At 39.5% G+C, this 22,715-nt stretch carries 13 protein-coding genes; 2 read left to right on the plus strand and 11 right to left on the minus strand.

Annotated elements, in window-relative coordinates:
• Positions 1-8: 8 nt before the first annotated feature.
• The gene (locus DX933_RS09610) at positions 9-3,086 is read right to left on the minus strand and encodes a glycoside hydrolase family 2 TIM barrel-domain containing protein (protein ID WP_123316217.1); all 3,078 of its coding nucleotides are present in this window, start codon (positions 3,084-3,086) and stop codon (positions 9-11) included.
• Between the two features lie 216 nt (positions 3,087-3,302).
• A complete protein-coding gene (locus DX933_RS09615) occupies positions 3,303-4,577 on the minus strand; it encodes an ROK family protein (protein WP_123316218.1) in 1,275 nt (424 codons plus the stop codon).
• A 580-nt stretch (positions 4,578-5,157) separates the two neighbouring features.
• On the opposite strand from DX933_RS09615, the gene DX933_RS09620 reads away from it, so the two are divergent.
• The gene (locus DX933_RS09620) at positions 5,158-6,756 is read left to right on the plus strand and encodes an extracellular solute-binding protein (protein ID WP_123316219.1); all 1,599 of its coding nucleotides are present in this window, start codon (positions 5,158-5,160) and stop codon (positions 6,754-6,756) included.
• Positions 6,757-7,383: 627 nt separating this feature from the next.
• Complete coding sequence (locus tag DX933_RS09625; protein WP_123316327.1) at positions 7,384-8,994, plus strand: extracellular solute-binding protein; 1,611 nt, start codon at positions 7,384-7,386, stop codon at positions 8,992-8,994.
• A gap of 582 nt (positions 8,995-9,576) precedes the next feature.
• Here DX933_RS09625 and DX933_RS09635 read toward each other — a convergent pair.
• The 9 genes from DX933_RS09635 to DX933_RS09675 form a co-directional block, all read right to left on the minus strand.
• Complete coding sequence (locus DX933_RS09635; protein ID WP_123316221.1) at positions 9,577-10,812, minus strand: alpha-L-fucosidase; 1,236 nt, start codon at positions 10,810-10,812, stop codon at positions 9,577-9,579.
• A gap of 128 nt (positions 10,813-10,940) precedes the next feature.
• The gene (locus tag DX933_RS09640) at positions 10,941-12,599 is read right to left on the minus strand and encodes a DUF4091 domain-containing protein (protein ID WP_123316222.1); all 1,659 of its coding nucleotides are present in this window, start codon (positions 12,597-12,599) and stop codon (positions 10,941-10,943) included.
• A 20-nt stretch (positions 12,600-12,619) separates the two neighbouring features.
• Positions 12,620-14,020 carry a sulfatase-like hydrolase/transferase gene (locus DX933_RS09645; protein ID WP_123316223.1) on the minus strand — a complete coding sequence of 467 codons (1,401 nt, stop codon included), beginning with the start codon at positions 14,018-14,020 and terminating at the stop codon, positions 12,620-12,622.
• 39 nt (positions 14,021-14,059) lie between these two features.
• Positions 14,060-15,541, minus strand: coding sequence for a cellulase family glycosylhydrolase (locus DX933_RS09650; protein WP_123316224.1), 1,482 nt, complete (start codon positions 15,539-15,541; stop codon positions 14,060-14,062).
• Positions 15,542-15,571: 30 nt separating this feature from the next.
• Complete coding sequence (locus DX933_RS09655) at positions 15,572-17,632, minus strand: beta-galactosidase (protein WP_123316225.1); 2,061 nt, start codon at positions 17,630-17,632, stop codon at positions 15,572-15,574.
• Positions 17,633-17,738: 106 nt separating this feature from the next.
• Positions 17,739-19,208 carry an arylsulfatase gene (locus DX933_RS09660; protein ID WP_190279478.1) on the minus strand — a complete coding sequence of 490 codons (1,470 nt, stop codon included), beginning with the start codon at positions 19,206-19,208 and terminating at the stop codon, positions 17,739-17,741.
• Positions 19,209-19,393: 185 nt separating this feature from the next.
• Complete coding sequence (locus tag DX933_RS09665; protein WP_123316227.1) at positions 19,394-21,133, minus strand: glycoside hydrolase family 35 protein; 1,740 nt, start codon at positions 21,131-21,133, stop codon at positions 19,394-19,396.
• Positions 21,134-21,166: 33 nt separating this feature from the next.
• On the minus strand, positions 21,167-21,784 hold the full coding sequence (locus tag DX933_RS09670) for a YesL family protein (protein WP_123316228.1): 618 nt from the start codon (positions 21,782-21,784) through the stop codon (positions 21,167-21,169).
• A 36-nt stretch (positions 21,785-21,820) separates the two neighbouring features.
• A complete protein-coding gene (locus tag DX933_RS09675) occupies positions 21,821-22,705 on the minus strand; it encodes a carbohydrate ABC transporter permease (RefSeq protein ID WP_123316229.1) in 885 nt (294 codons plus the stop codon).
• Positions 22,706-22,715: the final 10 nt, after the last annotated feature.

Raw genomic sequence — 22,715 nt, forward strand, 5'->3', positions numbered from 1 at the left:
CAATATCATTATGATTGCGAAGGGGCCAAGCATAGCTTGAAGCGGAAAGCCTCTGTTAATAATTCATATTCCGGTAATACGTCTGGACCACAGCTCGCACTTCCAATTCCATGCTGTTGATAATCAAGATGAACATATATATCATCCCGCGCTTCCAGATCATACGTGTGCTGGGCCATGTCTATATCCGCAACCGAATATCTGTGGGCACTAAAGTTAAAATCCTGTTGCCCTATTACCTTATATCCCATTCCGGAACGGTTCGTAAAGGAAGCCCATCTTACATCGATACGATTACCGTTTTCTTGAGGGTATATATAATTTGTCATCATATCTGCAACAGATTTTCGGTATAATCCGATACGTGCCGCTTCTTTCGTATCTGCATAAGCTTCACCAGGTCCGCGACCATACCAGCTCACTTCATCTGTTTCTGTAGGAATGGTCATTTCCAATCCAATACGCGGCAATGTGCGCGGGACATTTCCTTCAGGGTTCCCAGAAACCTCTACGAAAATATGTCCATTCCCATAGATACTGTATTCAAGCGCTACATGAATCCCCCATGCTAGAACAGGTGGTGCAATACGCTGTGCAACACGAACCGTTACCTTCGTATTAGAATCGTTTAATTCCCATGTTACATCATCTGTTCTTTGCTGAAGTTCATGTACACGGTATTTCTTCCACATATGTTCGGAACGATGGTCATTATTGGTCATTGCACGCCAGAATTGCAGCCTCGGACCTGTTTTGATTTGCTGCATGCCATCTGTAACCCATGATGACATTTCCCCGGTAATCCTATTGAAGTCTACTGAAAAATTACTTCCCTCAATTTGGAGGGTATGATTTATCACGTGAACGTGTAATGGGTTTATATCCAAATCATTTGCTGCAGGTTCTGTTACTTCAGGTTGTTCAGTCAGGATAAATTGCGACCATGCTATTTCATGACCTGCTTGTGCCCAATTTGTATCAACTGCAAGCGTAAATCGCACATTCAATACATATTCCGTTTCTGATTTCCGTGCTGCTGGTATGGTGTAAGGAATTGTAATTGACTTTGTCGAACGAGCTTCCACATTAGAAACTGCTAAGGTGCCCTGTTGAATGACATCGCCAGCCGCCTCTACACTCCACGTTGCGTGCAGGTGAGACAAATCCAGAAAATCATACCGATTATGCAAGCGAAATTGCTTCTTTTCTATACTCTCAATCTCCACATTAATTGGCTCAATCACCTTTTTATGTTCATAATAACCTGGTGATGGAGTTCTATCTGGCATAACCAACCCATCAATGACAAAGTTATAATCATTCGGCTGATCTCCAAAGTCACCACCATACGCAAAAAATTCTTCTCCTTCTTTTGTGCGGGAGCGAATTCCATGATCAGCCCATTCCCAAACAAATCCACCTTGTAATCGATCATATTGATAAAAGGTTTCCCAATACTCCTTGAAAGAGCCAGGTCCATTCCCCATTGCATGTGCGTACTCACAAATAATATGCGGGCGACTGTAGTCTGTGCGTTGGCCAAGCTTGATTAATCTGTCTATCGGGGTATACATGGATGAAAAGATATCAGATGATACTGGCTCATCTATGGAATCATCTTCCCAATAGGGAATGGTTCGGCACTCTCCTTCATAATGGACAATTCGGGTATCATCCCGTTCATGTGCCCATCTATGCATCGCATCATGATTACAGCCATAGCCTGATTCATTACCGAGTGACCACATTACAATGGATGGATGATTTTTACTGCGTTCTACCATTCTTTCCATCCGATCAACATAGGCTTTTTCCCAGGCGGGATCATTACTTAATTCATGAATATTCCCGGTAACTTCAAAACCATGCGTTTCTAAATCCGCCTCATCTATGACATACAAACCATATTCGTCACATAGATCATAAAATTGTGAGTCATTTGGATAATGTGCACAACGGACAGCGTTGACATTACTCTGTTTCATTAAAATAATATCTCTTTCCATGTGTTCCCGACGCACTGCACGTCCTAAATCCGGATGATTATCATGCCGGTTTACGCCTTTGAATTTTACTGCTACGCCATTAACTAGGAAAAGACCATCTTTAACTTCAACTTTACGAAAACCAACCCGCTGTGGAACGACTTCTAACACTTCATGTCGATCATTTTTCAATATGATTAATAAATGGTATAAATATGGGTTCTCTGCAGACCATTTATTTGGCTCGTTTATTTTCACATCGATATTTAGTTGAGATGTCCCTGCTGATACATTTATTTCTTCAGAAACAACTTCCTCGTTAAACGCATCCAGCAATTGATATTCCAAAATGGATGCAGTGTTTTGTTCGCCGCAAGTTTCCGCAAGATCTACTTGCATATTTAACCTTGCATCACGATAGTCATCATCTAAGTAAGTGCGAATAAAAGTATCACGAATATGTACAGATGGACGTGCAAGTAAATATACATCACGGAAAATACCACTTAGCCACCACATATCCTGGTCTTCCATATAACTAGACACAGACCACTTGTAAACCCGAACATCAAGCGTGTTTTTTCCTTTCCGTAAATACTTGGTAATATGAAACTCCGAAGGCAAGCGACTACCCTCACTATAACCAACCTCTTCCCCATTTACCCAAACGTGGAAGCAATTATCAACGCCTTCAAATCGTAAATAAATCTCATCTCCTGTCCAATTCTTAGGAATTGTAAATTCACGGTGATAGGAGCCCGTTGGATTTTCAGTTGGCACATGTGGCGGATCAACAGGAAATGGAAAATCTACATTTGTATAATGCGGATAATCATATCCCTGTAATTGCCAATGGTGGGGAACTTGTATAGTATCCCAATGCGTCGTGTTTTCCTCGCTAATTTGATTGATTGCCGGCGCTTCATGCGGATTATCTGTATATTTAAACCGCCATACACCATTTAATGACCGAAATCTTGATGATACATTTTGATTGTAAGATAACGCTTTCTTTTTATCTTGAAAGGGAAAAAAATAAGACCTGCTCTCCATTCGGTTCCGGTGAAGCATATCCAAGTCCTTTAAATCTTCAACAAACATGTCCTTTCGTCCTCCTGTCCCATCATAAAGCATTATTGTAGTACTCTTTTATGGAGTAAGTTAACTTAATTAATATTATATAGAATATAAACTGACAATACAATATTTTAAAAGAATTAAATAAAATCCAATGCATAGTTAGCTATAATTTATTAGGATAATCCCAAAAGAAAATACTCTTTCCTCAGTTTTCCTTCGGGATTATGATACCTAAAATTAAACCGTTTCAAACAACTCTACTAATAATAAGGAAACAGCACCCATTAGTGTCGCATCATCACCAAAAGCAGTTACTGCAATTTTGGTTTGCTTTGCCTCCTTTGTCAATCCTCGTTGCTGTATCATTTCCGTAATCACAGGCAATATAAATGCTTTCGCTTTGGACACACTTCCCCCCAACACAATCAAATCTGGATTAATAACATGCACCAAATTGGTTAATGCAATTCCAATAATTTCTCCTATTTTTCGTAAAAGATGAACACAGATTTCATCGCCTTTTATTGCTTTGTTATGTATGTCTTCAAAGGTAATATCCGCATCCAAAAACTGCTGATAATCCTCAGCATTCTGTTGAATAAGAGCCTGTAAATCCTCTGTCAACTGGACAGCTGAATAACGGGACGGATCTATTTGGTTTCCCTGTTGCAACGCTTGTTTAATAAATGACTTCGCTTGTTTTACGATGGCATCTCCACTAGCAAAGGTTTGAAAACATCCTTTATTTCCACATGTACAAACATCTCCGTTCAGATCGATGGTCATATGACCAACCTCACCAGCCAGATCCGCGGCACCATGATATAACTTACCATCAATTACAAGTCCTGCACCGACACCGCTGCCCATATTAACCATTAACATACTGCCAATATGGTCCAATTGATTAAGCCAAGATTCACCAAGTGCCATAGCTCGTACATCATTTTCAACCTTCACTATCATTTCAAACTCTTTTTCAAGCGCTTCCATGATAGGGATATCACGAAGCCCCAGGTTTGGTGCAACTAATGATAATCCATTTTCTACGTCTACTACCCCGTGCATCGCTACACCGATTCCCATCACTTTATCTGGTTTAGACAATGAATCCAGGGCGGAATGAATTACTTCGATTAAATCTGCTAGAAAATCTGCTTCCGTAATTGGCCGCTTAATTGATTTTGGCTCTACCCTTGCCACAATTTTACCGGACAAATTACTTACAAAACATTTTATCCAATCTGCACCAGCATCCACTCCAATCACACATAAGGCATCCTGGTTAATTAACAGCATGGTTGGTTTGCGACCACCTTGGGATTCTCCAAGACTGCTTTCTACAACCAAATCCTCTGCCAATAATTCTCTAACGATACTGCTTACCGTGGGTGGTGTAAGTTTTGTATCTTTAGCTATTTGTGCACGAGAAATTGGCTGGTTGGTACGTATTTTATTTAAAACTAAGGATTTATTAACTGATTTCATTAATTGAAATGTTCCACGTTTCATAGAACCCCCCCTATTAAAAAACACTTTTCGTCAATTATATCACAACTTTTTAAAATTAACTTACTTTTGTGATATTTTAATCCAAAATTTGTAAATTATATGTTCTTTATGGTTCTGTCCCTATCCATCTTACGAATAATATATCATCATTTCTTTACACAAATGCTAGACAATGCAAATAAAAATGAAAGCGATGGACCTCATCTTAAACCTTTCTCTACCGTATTGTAAATATTTTAATAATTACCTGTTTTCTATCATCCGTTATTTACACATGAACTTTCACATGCTAGAATGATTTTAGTAATTTATTTAATAAATAATTTATTAATCATTGTTAAAAGGAGGTGAATGTGGTTCATAATTGTATTCCTAACTGTATAACGGTTTGAAAGGATATAAATAGAGTGAAAACAGTTTGTTGAAGGACGAACTCAATCCATGATAGGCATTGGTTCACCCACTCCTTCATAAGTTAACTTAATTTTCCTTAAACTCCTAACAAATATACAGTGAGACATGTCGAGGATAAACTGGTTCAGGCAAAGGAAAGATAAAAAAGAGGAGTGTCAATCAGTCGATGAAAAAAGTGTATCTGTTTTCAGTACTCATACTAATTCTGTTGCTTGCAGCATGTAGTGGAGGCAAAACAGACGAAGGGAATTCAAATGTTGAAAAAGAAGATTTAGATAATCTTACAGATAAACAATTCCCAGTCGTTAAAGAGCCTATTACAATATCTATGTTTTCTGCATCCAACCCTAATCAAGGGGATTGGAATGATTTATTTATTTGGAATGAATATGAAAAAATGACCAATGTTAAAGTGGAATGGGAGCAAGTACCTGATTCTACATTGGAAGAAAAAAGAAATTTAAGATTAGCAAATAAGGATTTACCAGATGCTTTTTATGCGGCCGGTCTAAAGAATCTTGACTTATTTAAATATGGAAAACAAGGTTCGTTCATTCCATTAAATGATTTAATTGAGAAATACGCACCAAATCTGCAACAAGTCTTGGATGAATATCCAGAGGTACGAAAGGCAATTACATTCCCAGATGGCAATATATATGCATTGCCTACCATTCAAGACCCGGAATTCCTGTCCTTACTTGTAGGAGCAAGACCTTGGTATAATCAAGAATGGTTGGATGAATTAAATATGGAAATGCCGGAAACAACTGAAGAGTATTACGACTATCTAAAGGCGGTTAAAGAGGACAACCCTGGTGATAAGAATATTGAAGCAGTACCGTATGGTGGTAGAAACATTTCAGAATTAATTCGCTGGCTTAGAGGATCATTTGGGTTAAATGCCCAAGGTCATCCATATATCGACCTTGATCCAGAAAAAGATGACCTGCGCTTCATTCCCACTTCAGATGACTATAAAGAAATGTTAGAATACGTTCACAAGCTATATGATGAGAAGTTAATCAATCAAAATATCTTTACAATAGAGAATGACCAATTTCTGGCGAATGGTGCGAATGGGATGTATGGTAGCACCGTTTTCTATAGCCCAGATGATACATTTGGAACAAAAACAGGACTCTATGTAGGTGGTGTTCCACTAAAAGGTCCTAAAGGCTATCAATTTTACAGTAAGAGTAATGCTGTTGGAAGAATAGATGGTCTCGTTATCACAAGTAATGCTGAAAACCCTGCAGCAATTGTTAAATGGCAGGACTATTTCTATACAGAAGAGGGCTCAAGATTCCAGTATATGGGTGTTGAAGGTGAAACATATGAAGAAACTGAAGATGGTTTTGAATATGTTGACGAAATTACAAATAGCCCGGATGGACTGACCCTGGATGAAGAATTAAGAAAGCGATTAGCCTGGGTTGGGCTATGGCCACCAGGAATTATGCGTCAGGACTATTTTATGGGGTCAGAAACATCAGAGGCTTCCTTGGAGGCTACTAAAAAATTGGAACCTTATTTATCAGATGTGTCATGGCCATCCTTTACCTATACGGAAGATGAAAACCGTATTCTCTCATCTGCCGGTTCAGATATTGAAAAATATGTTCAAGAAATGCGCGATAAATTTATTGTAGGGGAAATTCCTTTTTCAAAATGGGATGACTACGTAAAAGAAATCAATGCTATGGGACTCGAAGATTATATGGAAGTACAGCAAAACGCTTATGACCGATATAGTGAAAACTAAGAAGAATCAATTCTTTTTTTAAACCAAAAGGAGGCTGGAACAACACTATTTTTATCTATCAAATAACGAACATTGCTATCTTTGATCCCTCTTAATTCATCGACCGTATACAATCGATGTGCTAGAAGGCGATACGATATTATTAGATGGTAGCTGCTTGATTCCGTATCATCGCAGCTACCATCATGAAAGATCGCTTCAAAAAGCGGGTTATCACAAGTAGAAAAAGCTCCATTCTGTTTCTAAGTTAATTCGTATTCATCTTGCAGTTCGTTTTTTCAACTGATAATTATAGTGTTGTCCAACCTCTTTTCATAATCGCGGTTATAAAGCGTTTTCACATATAATCGTATCTGTATGAAGCATTCAAGCTTTTTATATGCAGCACTATACATTAATTCACTTATTGTATAGTCAATGGGTAGCTATAAGGCTTTATATAAAAATATAAAAAAATATTCTATGTAACACCAATGCCGCAATCTATTAATTTTAAGATAAATAGGTAAATTTATATAGAAGGGGGGAAAGTGATTAACACTAGAATCCTAGTCTATGGAATCACATGGACACCATTATTTACATTTACAACTAGATATTAAATATTACAGAATTAGGGGTGTACAAATGAGATTTAAAGCTTTTTCCATATCATTGTTCATACTTTGTTCCATCTTACTACTCGGTGCTTGTAGCGGTAAGGGGGATGAAGCAACAAAAAATATTGAAAAAGAAGATCTGGATAATGTAAATGAAACCGGAATGCCAATTGTTGACGAAGAAATCGAACTAAACTTTTTTGCCGGAAAGGCACCAGCTACCGCTGATGATTGGAACGATGTTTTAGTCTTTAATAAATATGAAGAAATGACAAATATAGATGTGAAGTGGAAAATGGTACCATGGGAAGGTTTGACAGAGCAACGAAATCTATCGCTATCCAGCAATAACCTGCCTGATGCATACCATAGTGCAGTTATACCAGTAACAGACATTTTAAAATATGGTGAACAAGGCATGTTTATTCCTTTAAACGATTTAATTGATAAATATGCGCCAAACTTTAAAAAGATATTAGATGAAAATCCGGAGATTAAAAAAGCAATAACATTTCCAGATGGAAACATCTACTCTTTCCCGCTCATTTCAGATCCGGATTTCACTGCATTGCAAATTAGTGAAGGACCTTGGATTAGACAGGATTGGCTAGATGAGCTTGGAATGGATAACCCTGAAACAACAGAAGAACTCTATGAATATTTAAAAGCTGTTAAAGAAAAGGATCCCGGCAACAACAATGCCATTCCACTTGGTTCACAATCGATTGGCGGTATATTGACATGGTTAAAGGGCTCATTTGGAGTTGGAAACCGTGGGCAAACCCATCAATTCATCGATATGGACCCAGAGCGTAATCAATTACGATTCTATCCAATTTCGGATGATTATAAAGAAATGCTTGAATACGTGAAAAAATTATATGATGAAGGCTTAATTGAAAAAAATATCTTCACGCTTGAGCATGATCGTTTTTATGCTAATGGTGCAGAGGGAGTATATGGTAGTGTCTATAACCATAGTCCTGAGGAACTCTTTAGTGGTGATATAGGAAAGAATTACACTGGTGGAAATGCATTAGAAGGTCCACATGGTGAAAAAGCGTTTAGTGGAATTGGTTTTCCATCTAGTATCACTGGTTTTGTCATTACAAGTGCAAATGAACATCCAGCAGCAACAGTAAGATGGATGGACTATTTCTATAGTGATGAAGGTGCAAGAATGTTCTTCATGGGCTTCGAAGGCGAAACATATGAAGTAACGGAAGATGGAGAATATGAATATATAGATGAAATTGCTAATAATCCGGAATTATCGCTGGACCAGGCAGTTGCACAATATCTAACTTGGCCAGGAGGGCAATATCCAGGCATTTTAAAGGAAGATTATTTTAAAGGTGCAGAAGGCGCACCTTCTTCCAAGGAGGCAGCTAAAAAATTAGAACCTTATTTTGTAGAAGAGGTATGGCCATCCTTCACGTACACGGATGAAGAAATCAGAATCATGACTTCTTCCGGTGCCGATTTGGAGAAATACGTGAATGAAATGCGCGATAAATTTATCTCAGGAAGCGAATCACTCGATGAATGGGATAAATATGTTGAAACGGTTAAAAACATCGGGCTAGATGAATACATGGAAGTACAAGAAAAAGCCTACAAACGCTTCACAGAAAATTAAGTGAAAAAAAGACTGGGACTTAACCAGTCACACAGCCATGTTTATCACGAAAGGATAAACATGGCTATTTTTTATTGTGAATTTGTTGAAATGAGGGGTACTGGTAGTATCTCTACACGCCTGGGAAAGCAAATCCTAGTTGATTTTTATAAGGATCACCTCCGTAAGTGATGGAGTAGATTTACTAATTTTTTCCCTTTTATTTGATTAACTTCGTCGCTCCATCAATCTACTCCGCGTTCCACGGGCCGGTCGCAACCGACTAAGAAGAAGTTCACTTTCTTTGTCGGTTGCGTACACGGCTGGTCCCTTAATAGTTTCCGTAGTTTTATTCCGCTTTATAGATATAAAAATAGTACGCACTGGTAAAATTAAATTATCCGTTGAGATGACAAACAATAACATGTATCAGCTCAAGGAATATACACAGACTCCTTGGAAAAGCAGGGCGCTTTTTCTGTGTGCGATGCATTACCATGGGGGCAAAGATCCATATAAGCCCACACAAGGCGAACTGATTATGTCTCAAATATCTATTCCTTATTCATTAAATTTGTAAAGCTTGCTGCATGATGTATAAAATTAGTAAACTGCTATTTTATGAATCTGTGGATGCCCAATACGTTCGACAACCTCAATTACCAAGCCACTAACCTTTACAGGCGGAATAGGAATAATGATTTTATTGCCAATATTTCTTCCCTCATGTATCAACACGTGATGTCGTGTTTTGGCTGTTATGATATTCACCTTAAAATGAATGATGTTTTCTCCTTCTGTCAGATCTTCCTGAATAACAATTCGTTCAATGAATTTTGGGTTATTAGTTTGATATATCCATTTATCATCTTGACGCTTAAAATTCTTTTCTGACAGAATCGGATGATCAAATTGCTTTCTGATTTCTTCTCCAAATTCGAGCAATCTTTCTGTATCTTTTGCAGGTAAAACTCCTTCACGATTCGGACCGATATTTAATAGCAAATTTGTACCACGACCGACCGAATGATAATAAATTCCCATCAATTCTTTCAAGCTCTTTATGGTATCTTCGTCCTGATCACTGTAGAACCAGTTAGACCGCATCTGAACATCACATTCCGCCGGTAACCAACGAGATTCTGTGAGCGTGGTTGTTTCCTTATCATAAATAGAAACCTCAACATGATTAACCACGTTAAAGCTCGAAATCGGCGCAATCCCATCTTCATTGCCAATCCAGCGAAAATCCGGATCAGCCATATTAAAAATGAGAATATTGGGTTGCAATGTTCGAATCTGTTTCACAATACGCGGCCAGTCATATTCATGCCCAGCAGAACCAGCCCCATCAAACCAAAGAATATCTATTTCACCATAATTACCAAGCAATTCAGTGATTTGATTAACGAAATAATCATCATATGCCTTGCTATCTTTATCCTCATAAAAATCAGCAGCACCGTCATAGGGGGAATAATAAAGGCCTGGCTTAATATCATACTTCCTGCAGGCATCGACAAAATCTGCAATAACATCCCCTTGCCCATTTTTCCACGGCGAGTCTGCAACTGAAAAATCCGTATAATCGGAAGGCCAATTTGAGAATCCGTCGTGATGTTTTGCTGTCAAAACAGCATATTTCATTCCTGCTTTTTTTGCAGTTTCAATCCATTGCTCACAGTTTAATTGATTAGGATTAAATTTTTCTGGAGACATGTCTCGTTTATCAAAATCGACATAGCCTTCATAGAATGTTCGCAGTCCAAAATGTATAAACAAACCAAACTCCCATGATTGAAAAGCTAATTGTTTTTCTGTTGGCTTTAATTGGTTCATCTCTATCCTTTCACTTCCCTCGTTATATAAAATAATGAAAGTGTTCAATGTACCATACAGACTAAGATACAAGTCGTTATTGAAGCTTTTTTGTTGTAATGTATTGCTTTCACTTTTGATCTTTCGTCTCATTTAATATTTTTTGCAATGAGCCGATTCACTTCTTCTCGTTTCTGTAATATGTCGAGTTTATCCTCAGGGTATGCTTTAAAAGTAATGGGCTTGTCTAAATCCTTTTCCAATAAAGCAACTACTTCTTCTTTTCCTATCAAGCTTTCCAATAATTGTAATGCCCTTTGGTCTTGTAAACCTTCATAAAAAACCTCCAAACGAATCGATTCTATTGGGCCATCTTCCCCTGGGTATACGACAAACGCATCTCCAGATGGAAAACCATAGCCAGCATCTGTATTACGAAATGGATCAAGTGACCTTTTAGAAAACTGGGTAAACCAAAAATTATAGCCCCAATGTAAGAATCCTTTTATGTCATATTTATAAAGCTGCATCCCAATTACACGATTTCTTGCAGACGGAAAGGCAAAGAAACGATTGGATACATCTACATTTTGGGCACAGCAATAATATGTCCAAAGATCTGGAACCCCATTTTCTAAAAAGGCTTCGATATGATTGTTTGCAGGTATCGGGTTTTTAACAAGTCCTTTCTGGTAAAAATCATAATCGGATAAAGCATCCATAATTGGAAATGCCGATAGGTGTTCATGTAATTGCTCACTCGCGCTTTTATATGACTCGATATCTTGAATACTTGGTTCATCGGATACATGAAAATAGACACGATCCTTTAGACCTTGTTCATGAATAAAGCGAACCAATTCAGGTAAAAACTGATTTAAAAACGAACGATAATCCACTCCACTTGCATCCGTATCCCAGCCAAATATTTGTTTCATTTCCCCATTTTCAGTAGCCATAATCTTTGGTGCATGTTTTGCTCCCCACTGTGAAAATAAATGGGAAAACTCAAAATATCGGATTCCAATGTTCGAACACATATCAATCCAACGCTTTAGTTTTTCAAAAGAAAAAGTATAATGCTCTCCCTCTTTTTCAACTGCTACCAGCTGAACTGTTGGGCGCTCCCCCCCAATTTCTGTATCTAGCGGTGGTGTAAATATGGGGGTCAATAACATATTCATACCGTGCTTCACGGCTGTTTGTACATATTTTTCCACGAGTTTCCAATGAGGCTCACTAAACACATCAACCTGATACTGATCCGCAATACAATCGGTGTGAAACCATTCCGTATGAATCAGCTGTTGTTCAGGTAGCTCGGCAGGAATGACTTCCAATTGAAACACTTCATTAGCTAAAGTTTCACCAGATGCCGCTTGAAAAGAAACACCTATATCATGTAATCCAGCTGGTGCATGTGTATCTACATCCACGGTTACCCACAGGGATCGCCACTGATTGGTAAAAGCGGTCAATCCTTCCTCTGTTACGGGAAAGAGCGGATCCGGGTACAACCCAGGAGTGGACCGTAATATGTTCTCATCATGATGCACATAACAAGGAAACTCGGAAGGTGCTAAACCAACTGTTCGAAGTTGAATTTCGGCATCTATTTCTGATTCTATATGCACTTGAATATCTTTTATCATTGGTCCATTTGTATAAAAAGCGACCTGGAAAGAATAGGTTTCATTCCTTAATGCGGAGCCACGATTATATGCTGTATCTTGCAATTCCTCATCCGCAAATACTTTCGTCAAAGAACTTAAACATCTCGTCTTTAATTGCTTTGCTGTCGTTCCCATTTTACCACCAACTTTAAATATTAATTGTCTGATGCAAATGCATTTTTACCTTTTGCTTGAATCCCAGCTAGTCCAAGCTGCCCATAGCCTTTGACAGGCTGATGTGTTCCATCTTTTGCTGGATCAACATATTCGTAAAACCATTGCTCCAGCTCAGCCTTGAGTGCCGTCTGAATGGATGCATATGCTTCCTTGTCTACTAAGTTATGTGTTTCTCCCGGATCCTCCACCAGATGATACAGCTCATGTGGTCCGTACGGATATCGATGAATATACTTCCATTCCTTATTACGAATCATCCGGACCGGGCCATATTCGTCATATATGACAATGTTTTGCCGTTCTTTCATTTGCTTTCCTTGTAAAACGGAAAGTATACTGTGGCCTGGTATGTTATTCGGTGCGCATGAAGCAAGCCCCAAATAATCTAGCAATGTTGGCATAAAATCATAGCCACTTACCAGGTCATTAGCAACTCTATTTGCTGGTATGCTTCCGGGATGGCTGAATATGGCAGGGACCTTTACAGATGTGTCATACATATTTTGTGGAAAAGTACCATTTCCTTTCCCCCAGATTCCGTGATGCCCACAATTAAAACCATTGTCACTTAAAAAAACAACAAGTGTATCATCGCGAATTCCTGCTTCCTCTAATGTGTCCAAAATCCTGCCAATATTAGCATCCATCGCGGTAACTGCGGCAAAATATCCTTTTAAATGCTCCCTCGTATTCTCACGTCCTGGAGCGGTTGGAATGGTCCATGGATGTCTCTCTTCCTGAGGGCAGGTTTCAAACAAACAATCGTCATAGGAATCAACAATATCCTGAGGATGCTGATTGATCCAGGGATCATGTGGTGCTGTGTAATGTACACTTAGATAAAAAGGTTCAGTATCCTTGGCATGTCGCTTAATAAAATCAATTCCATCGTCGGTGATCACATCTGTTAGATATTCTTCCTCTACCACAAGCTCTCCATTACGAACCATTTTTGCACCATAGTATGGACCCCCGCCCTTTTCATGAACAAACCAGTGCTGAAAGCTTTTTTGTGGTGTTTGACTATCACCTAAATGCCATTTTCCACTGATTCCACAGTGGTAGCCCTCCTCTGCCAAAATTTCTGTGAAAGCGGTCTGCCCTTCAAGGTATGCTGTCGCATCTACCCCAGTATTCCCTTCCCTAATCCAATCGTGGACACCATGTTGGGACGGGATCTTCCCTGTAAACAAGGAAGCCCTTGCTGGCGAGCAGACGGGGGATGTACAAAAGAAATTCTCGAAACGAATTCCCGATGCAGCAAGCCGATCCAAATTCGGAGTGCGTATTTCATGATTTCCTGCGCATCCTAGCGCCCATGCACCTTGGTCATCCGACAATATAAAAACGATATTTGGCTTTGCCCCTGTTGCATGCATGATTAGTTTTCTCCTCTCCGATACGTTTCAATTGTGTTTCTACTGATTCATCTCTGTAATGACGATGTTTCTATTCCAATTTCCAACAACTGGAATCTTTACTATTCCTGCATCTGTTTCAGCAAGTTTTTCGACTTCATATTCACTTCCGATTGGTGTCAAGGTAATCTGAATATCCTTTACACTAGGTAAATAGATTATCGTAGGCTGTGTTAATTTATCTGATTCAGACCAGGACATATGAAAAGCACGAACGATATGTTCATAACGATACGTCAATAATTCGCCCGCAACAGCCATTGGATAACCACGCTGAACCCCCAAAAAAGCAGTACTTTGATCCATATCTTTTTCATAATGCCAATACGTATCACCACATAATAACGCTTCCAATAATCGTTGAATGTAAAGGGAAACATGGGCGCATGAATCTGATTGATAAAATGCACCCCATTCACCGATGACCATGGGCATCTTCAATCTTTGACGTGTTCGTTCATGACGATTGAAAATAACTTCCAGTCGTTTTCCATTTGCTAAATGACTGGCATCTGTATCGGTTACAAGATCATAGGCATGTGGTGCATAGGCCTGGTTCCTATCTTTATTACCTTTCGCATCGCGAATAGGTTCAATCCTGCTTTCTACACCTAGATTCGAGAAGTAATTTGTTTCAAGAAATAGAATTCCTGTCTGGTCGATGGGTCGAATAGCACTTGCAACGTCTCGATAAAATGAAGTTAAAATATGTTTTTCAAACGGTTGTAATACAAGGGTTGTTGCATCTATTACACTTGTGAAGACTTCGATATCGTCTAGTAAACTTAATAACTCCAACTTCTTATCGGCCGCTCCCCAGGCGGCAATTAAGGTTTCCATATAGATATCCCCATACCGCTCGCGGTATTTTTCTGCAAAGGTTGAAAACAGTGCTTCATTAACCTGTTCTACGGGACCCCCTATGAACGGTTCATTCATTAAATCATATCCAATGACATTCGATTCGACATGTAACTTTTCCACCAAATAGGTCCATGCTTGAATAAAATGATCTTGAATCCCAATTCCATCCGGTGCAGCAGTGTTCGCCCAAAAATGATCAAACGCATGCTGCACCGCAGGATTAAACAAGTAGGCATCACTCCAAACCGGACCTGGCTCATAGATTTCCCCATCGGTTATGGTTGCCCATGTAGGTGCACCACTTGCATATGCAGCACTATACAGGTCCTGATGCATGTCCAAAATCACCATAACCTCGTGTTCGGCAGCAAGCTGAATAAATCGACGCAGTTTTTCAATATACGCATCATGAAACATCCCTGGCTCTGGCTCCAAGCCATCCCATATAACACCAAGCCGAATCACATTCATACCCCATTGCTTCAATTTCTTAATATCTTCTATATCCCACTGACCAATGTATTGACGGCTTTTATCCTTACAAACCATATTCACCCCATGCAAAATAACTTGTCTTCCGGCTGAATCTATGAAATGATTATCCGTCGTTCGTAACATCGCATCTCACCAGGCCTCTTTGGAAATGATTTATTTTTGGGCTTTACATTTCAAAATGTGGACGTCTAAAGGTGCAAGCTCCATTTCTTCCTGTACTTGGTAATCTTCTAGCAAGTCTTCATAGACACCATCTTCTAGCTGAATCATTTGTTTCTCATCGGTGAAGTTGAGTAAAAAGATATAATCTTGCTCCCCATTAGTACGTTTTTGGGCTGTCACGCCAGCTGGTAGATTAGTAGATAATACCGGCTTTACCCCCGCCTTCTCCGCTACTTTTTTATAAAAATCCAGATGAAAATCCCCTTTATTCCTGGAAGCAATATAATATGCTTGCCCTTGGCCAAAATCATGAACAGTAAGTGCCGGCATTCCCTTATAAAAATCATGTTGATAATAAGCTAAGGCCCGTGCACCTTCCAAGTGGATTAAGTCACAAAGTTCATGCGCCGTATAGCTTTGATCAAGCTCCAGCTGATTTTCATCAGCCATTTTTATTTCATTTGTCTGTCCGTCATATAAACCATCTATTTCTTCTGACCAAATGCCGAGTGTTTTTCTTAATGGTCCAGGGAATCCAGTTAAAAAGCATAAATCCGTATCATTAACAATGCCGGACCAATACGTAGCAACAAACGTACCACCTTGCTCCACAAATCGTTCAATTCGTTCGCCAACACCGGGCTTTACCATGTAAAGCATTGGAGCTACGACTAATTTATATTTTGATAAATCCTTTTCCATATCAATGACGTCAACAGATATGCCCTGTTCCCAAAAGGCTTGATAATGGCTGACAACTGTTTCTTCATATTTTACACCGACATTCCTTGGTCCTTCCGCATCATTAACGGCCCAGCGATTTTCTGTATCAAATATGATTGCTACTTCTGCCTGTGTAATCGTACCGGCAATTTCTTGTAACTTTTCCAATGCTATTCCAACATTGGTTACATCCTTAAATACCCTTGTTTCCTCATGCCCTACATGATCAACGACTGCACCATGGAACTTCTCGCTTGAGCCGCGACTTTTACGCCATTGAAAATATTGCACGGAATCTGAACCATGAGCAATGGCCTGCAAGGCAGATAGTTGGTGCATACCAGGGCGTTTTAATTTACTAACCCCTTGCCAGTTCGTTGTACTTGGCGTACTCTCCATCAGTAGGAAGGGTTTATCCTTTAGGGAGCGGAACCAATCATGATTCATCGCTGTATATGCTGCCAGTCGTTTCTCATCTGTTTGATCATGCCAGGTTGGATAGGAATCCCATGAAATGAAATCCATCTCGGGAGCGAATTTTGCATAGTCTAGCCCTGCAAATAACTCCATAAAATTCGTATTGACCGGAATTTCAGGATTTTTCTTCCGTAATGGTTTTATTTCATGACGAAAGAAATCAATGGTTTGTGCCGTAACAAAGCGTTTCCAATCCAGATTCAAGCCATGTACCATCGATTCACCATGTGGTGCTGGTGACTCAACCTGCTCCCAACTTGTATACGTATGACTCCAAAAACTTGTCCACCAGGCAGCATTTAATGCGTCGAGCGTACGATATTTTTCTTTTAACCATTGACGAAAAGCTTCCTGACAATAATCACAATGACATTCTCCACCATACTCATTCGAAATATGCCAGCCAATTACTGCAGGGTGATCGGCATACCTTTCTGCAAGCCGAGTATTCATTAATGTCACTTTGTCCCTGTATACAGGGGATGTATAACAATGATTATGACGAAAACCATGTAAATTACGAACCCTATTTGCTCCTACACGTAATACTTCTGGATATTTTTCGGACATCCACGCAGGCCTTGCTCCACTCGGTGTTGCTAAAAAAACATGGATATCATTTTTTGCTAAATTATCCATCACGTGGTCAAGCCATGCAAAGTCATACTTACCTTCCTCAGGTTCCATGGACACCCATGAAAACATCCCAATCGACATTACATTACAATGTGCCAGCTTCATCAAACGAATATCCTCTTCCAATATTTCCGGATGGTTTAACCACTGATCCGGGTTATAGTCCGCACCATGTAACAGATAAGGTGTGTTAGGATTGATATAATTTTTCGTCATGTCATTATCACTCTTTTGCGCGTATTTTGATATGAAGAAGGACCGCAAGATATAACATCTATTGGTCCCCATTCTTTTTTTACTTTCCGATATCGTTTGGCCGGTATCAGTTCTCTGCATCAGATAAAACATGATCAAGTACTGCTTTAGCTGGCTGGCCAACGATTAAGTTCTTTCCATCAGAATAGCCTTCCTCACGGTTTTCCAGTTTTTTAATTAAGAAATCACGCAATGCTTTGATTCGCTCTGCATATGCTGGTTTGTCAGCTAAATTATGGAGCTCTTGCGGGTCGTCTCGTAAATCAAAGTATTGTTCCTTGCCTGTCTGGGAGAACCAAATATATTTTTCATAGCCATCTGTAACGTAGTGATAGGATTCCTTCCCATACATATGCTCCCCATGTAAATAGGAACGCCAATCAATTGTCTTCCCTTGGCAAATGGGTATTGTACTTTCTCCGTCTACCGTATCCGGGATAGCAATTCCTGCTGCATCCAATAGGGTAGGCATGATATCTCTCATTTCCACCACTTCATTTGCCCGTGTGTTTTTCTCTATGTTCAGGTTATTACCTGGATCAGCTACAATAAAAGGTACTTTGGCACTACCTTCATATGGCAATGACTTGCGGAATAAATGATGATCTCCCATTAATTCACCGTGGTCAGACGTAAATAAGATGACGGTATCATTGTATACACCATATTCCTGCATCGCTTGAATAAAGCGACCAATTTGATGATCTATATGCGTGATTAATGCATAATAGGCTGCCTGTGCACGCTGCAATCTTCTTTTTGGTGCAATTCCTCTATCCGTAATCGGATTGAAGCCCATTTGTTTCTCATCATCCTGCATTGCCCAGTCCCCAACTGGTGGTTCCGGCATGTCCATATCCCGATACATATCGTAAAATGTTTGCGGTGGATCAAATGGTGGATGTGGCCGCACATAGGACATTTTCAAGAAGAATGGCTTTGTCGGATCCCGTCTTCTTAAAAAATCAATCGAGCGTGTCGTTACCCAATTGGTTGGATGCAGTTCTTCGGCCAGATGCCATGGTCTTGCAACGGTTGAAGAGTTACAATCCAGGCCAAGGTCAATTAAATCAGCCTGACTGCCTGTTTTATCCCGAAGCCAATTTAAATAATCATCGGTATATTCCTGTGATTCCATCGTTGTCGTATTATATTTAAAACGTCCATAATGCATATATCCATCATGCAATTCAATATGATGAAAGCCACATAAATTTCTAGTCGGATAAGTATGCATTTTTCCGATACACTGCGTATGATAGCCTGCATGAGCGAATTCACTTGCAATGGTATGCTTATAATTCCACGGCACCATATCCTGGTAGCCTACCCGTCCCGTATTTTCCTGTGACATACCAGTCAAAACTGCCGCACGTGCAGGTACACAGGTTGGTGTTGCAGAATACGCGTGGTTAAATAACACACCATCCCTTGCAAGCTGATCAATATTTGGGGTATCTACCACAGGATGGTCTAGTATACTTAAACAATCTGCTCGCATTTGATCGACCATGATTAGTAACACATTCGGTTTCATGATTACGATTCTCCTTCGGTATTTTTTTACAATATTTACTGCTTATTTTACTTTGATGATCCACTTCTATTTTATCACGGTTCCTTTACTGTATGCGCTTTTGAGTATGCCCACTAAAAAATACAGCAACAACAATAACACTATGAAATCGACATCGTCTTGTCGATTCCATAGTGTTTTCGTTTTTAACCTAATTTATGTTCATCAATGAGTGATATGCTGTCATGCTCATGTTCATGGAGTTCAAAGACAACCACCTCATTCACACCTTTTTTCAATAATGGGCCTGGTAAATATAATGTCTCCTGTGGACCTTTTTCCCAGTACCTGCCGAGGTTAAATCCATTCACAAAGACAACGCCTTTTTTCCAGCCTGCCAATTCAACAAATGTGTCCCCGATTTCATCTACTTCAAATGTTCCGCGATAGAACCTGGGATCTCCTTGGGAGGCATTTTTCTTAAATTGCAATTGCTCGACATTGTCTAATGGCAAGGTATAAATCGTCCAATCGAATAAAAATTGATAATGATAGCGTACACCACGAGTAATTCCTTTCATGTCATATAGCTCCGGACCATAATTGACCCTTCCCATATTTTCAACAAGAATATCCAAAGTAGCGCCTTCTTCTGGAATTTCAATATCCAATGCATTATTTTCCCAGCGATCAATCACGCCTACATACTGCTTATTTACGAAAACGAGCGCCCGGTCTCTCACGTCTTTAATAGTCAATGGTGCTTTTTCATGCGGTCCATTGATATGGGTTTGGTATAAGATAAATCCATAATTCTGCCCCAATTCTTCCATCGTCTCGGGATTGGCCCGTCGAACGGGTTGGGATAGCTGTTCCAGTGCTTCAAATAAACTGATAGACTCCTCTAATTTTACCGTACCATAATCCATTTTAGGAATTGGCTCCGGAAGTACAAGCTCGCCAACATCCTGGTGCTTCGCTAATGCTTTTCTTACCGCATGGAATTTCGGGGTAATATCTCCCGCCTCACTAATCGGGCAATCATAATCATAGCTGGTGATGGTTGGTTCATATTTGCCACCATGATTGGCACCATTATAAAAGCCGAAATTCGTGCCACCATGAAACATGTAGAAATTAACGGAATCACCATTTTCAATCATTTCTTGGAACGTATCCGCTGCGTCCTGCGGGTCTCTTGTATGATGCGCTTCCCCCCAGTGATCGAACCATCCATTCCAATATTCCATAACGATCTGAGGCGTATTCGGAAAATGCTCCTGCAATTTTTCGAAGGCTAGCTTCGGTCTTGACCCAAAGTTAACTGTTGCTAGGACATTGTCCAATGTACCGCCCTCCAGCATTAAATCTGTCGGTCCATCTGATGTAAAGAGTAGTACATCGATACCACGAGAAATCATGCCATCCTGTAAATGCTTTAAATAGGCTTTGTCATTACCAAAGCTGCCATACTCATTTTCCACCTGCATCGCAATGATTGGCCCGCCATTTGTAGATTGCAATGGACGTAATTTTTCCAGCAATACATCATAATAACGATCTACCTTTTCTAAATACGGCGGATAAACAGAGCGTAGTTTCATATTACGATCCGCCAATAACCATGCTGGCAGCCCACCAAATTCCCATTCCGCGCATATGTATGGACTAGGTCGAATGATTACATATAACCCAACCTTATCCGCAATTTGAATAAACTTCTCCAAGTCAGCGATACCCGAAAAATTAAATTCTCCTTCTTTTGGCTCATGCAAATTCCAGGCAACATAGGTTTCTACACAATTGAAACCACATGCCTTCAATTTTAAAAGACGATCCTCCCAATACTCGGGAACAACCCGGAAATAGTGAATGGCGCCAGCTATAAGCTGAAATGGTTTATCATTCAAATATAATTCTTTGCCTTTTACAGTCAAATTCGACAATCAATTTCTCTCCTTTATCCATGCTGTGCAAGTCTATTCCGTAGCTTGCTCATATTTTGAAAATGTTTTCGATGCTCCCCACGTGATAATAAAGGCTGTGACACTACCGCCAAAGAAGACGAGTAATACGGGAACTGTTTTTACTACTGCATATAATAATACATTTGTAACGACTGCTAGAAATATAGTTAAAATTGGATGGCCAACACCAACTAAGAATGGCCATTTTAAATAAGAAAATGATTTTAAATTAAAATGAACAAAAATTGGAAAGAAATACATCACAATAATAAAATACAAAATCAATTGAGCAATCACGCCAAAGCTGGCAATATAGTAAACCATACTATCCTGGGAACGCAGGATGGCATATTCGATATAAATCAGGTAGCCACCGAGCGCCAAAAGGAGTCCTGGTACATTTACTTTCCAAAAATCCTTCCGATATATTCCCCAAAAGGTTTTGAATACTGGAATGTCGTCTTCTCCGGCGACCCATTTTCTGATGACTGCAAACATAGCAGCAGTTGCCGGAGCAAACCCAAAGACGACCAGACCAACTAACGTAAAAGCTATCCAAAGGAGATTGACGTAGACTAATCTTGTGATCCATTCTGAAATTCGATAAAATCCATTCACTAAGCTGTTCATTCTTTAACCTCCTCAGGTTAGCGTGCTATACATCTATTATTCTTTTACGGAACCAATTAACACACCTTGTACAAAAAAGCGCTGTACAAAAGGATAAACGATAATTAATGGTAACGTGGAAACAATCATGACGGCATATTTAATTTGTGCCGCAATCTTAACCTGGTCTGCAAACGACCCAACACTTCCGGATATATCCTGTACACCTTCTGTGGCACTCATTTCATTCAGTACCAATATTTCCCTCAAGATAAGCTGTAACGGGAAGAGGTTTCGATCGGATAAATAAATCAAAGCCGAGAAATACTGATTCCATAGTCCAACCCCGTGGAACAATGCCATTACCGCAATAATTGGAATGGACAATGGGAGTGCAATCTTAAAGAATATGTAGAAATCAGACGCACCATCAATCTTAGCGGCTTCTACCAGTTGGTTTGGCACGTTCTGTTCAAAGAAAGTACGCGCAACCAATATACTCCATGCACCGAGAGCTCCTGGAATAACAATTGCCCAAATCGTATCTAGCATTCCTAGATTCTTAACAACTAGATACGTAGGAATCATACCACCATTAAACAGCATGGTAAATAGGATAAACCAAAGAATTCCTGTCTTCCATTTTACTTCAGGACGAGATAATGCATAGGCACATGGCAACAGAAGTGCTAAATGTACCACAATCCCTAAAACAACGTAAATAATCGTATTACGATAACCCATCCAAATATCATCATTTTGGAATACAATTTTAAATCCATCTAATGTAATATCCACTGGCCATAGCCACATTTTCCCCGTACTTACTGCCGCCGGGTCACTAATCGATGCACTAACGACAAAGATCAGCGGATATACAATGATAATAACAATTAAACTTACAAGTATCTTATTCAGTATATCAAACGTTTTATCAGACATTTATTCTCCT

Origin of the sequence: Ornithinibacillus gellani (assembly GCF_003730295.1) — a bacterium.
Lineage (GTDB): Bacteria > Bacillota > Bacilli > Bacillales > Amphibacillaceae > Ornithinibacillus_A > Ornithinibacillus_A gellani.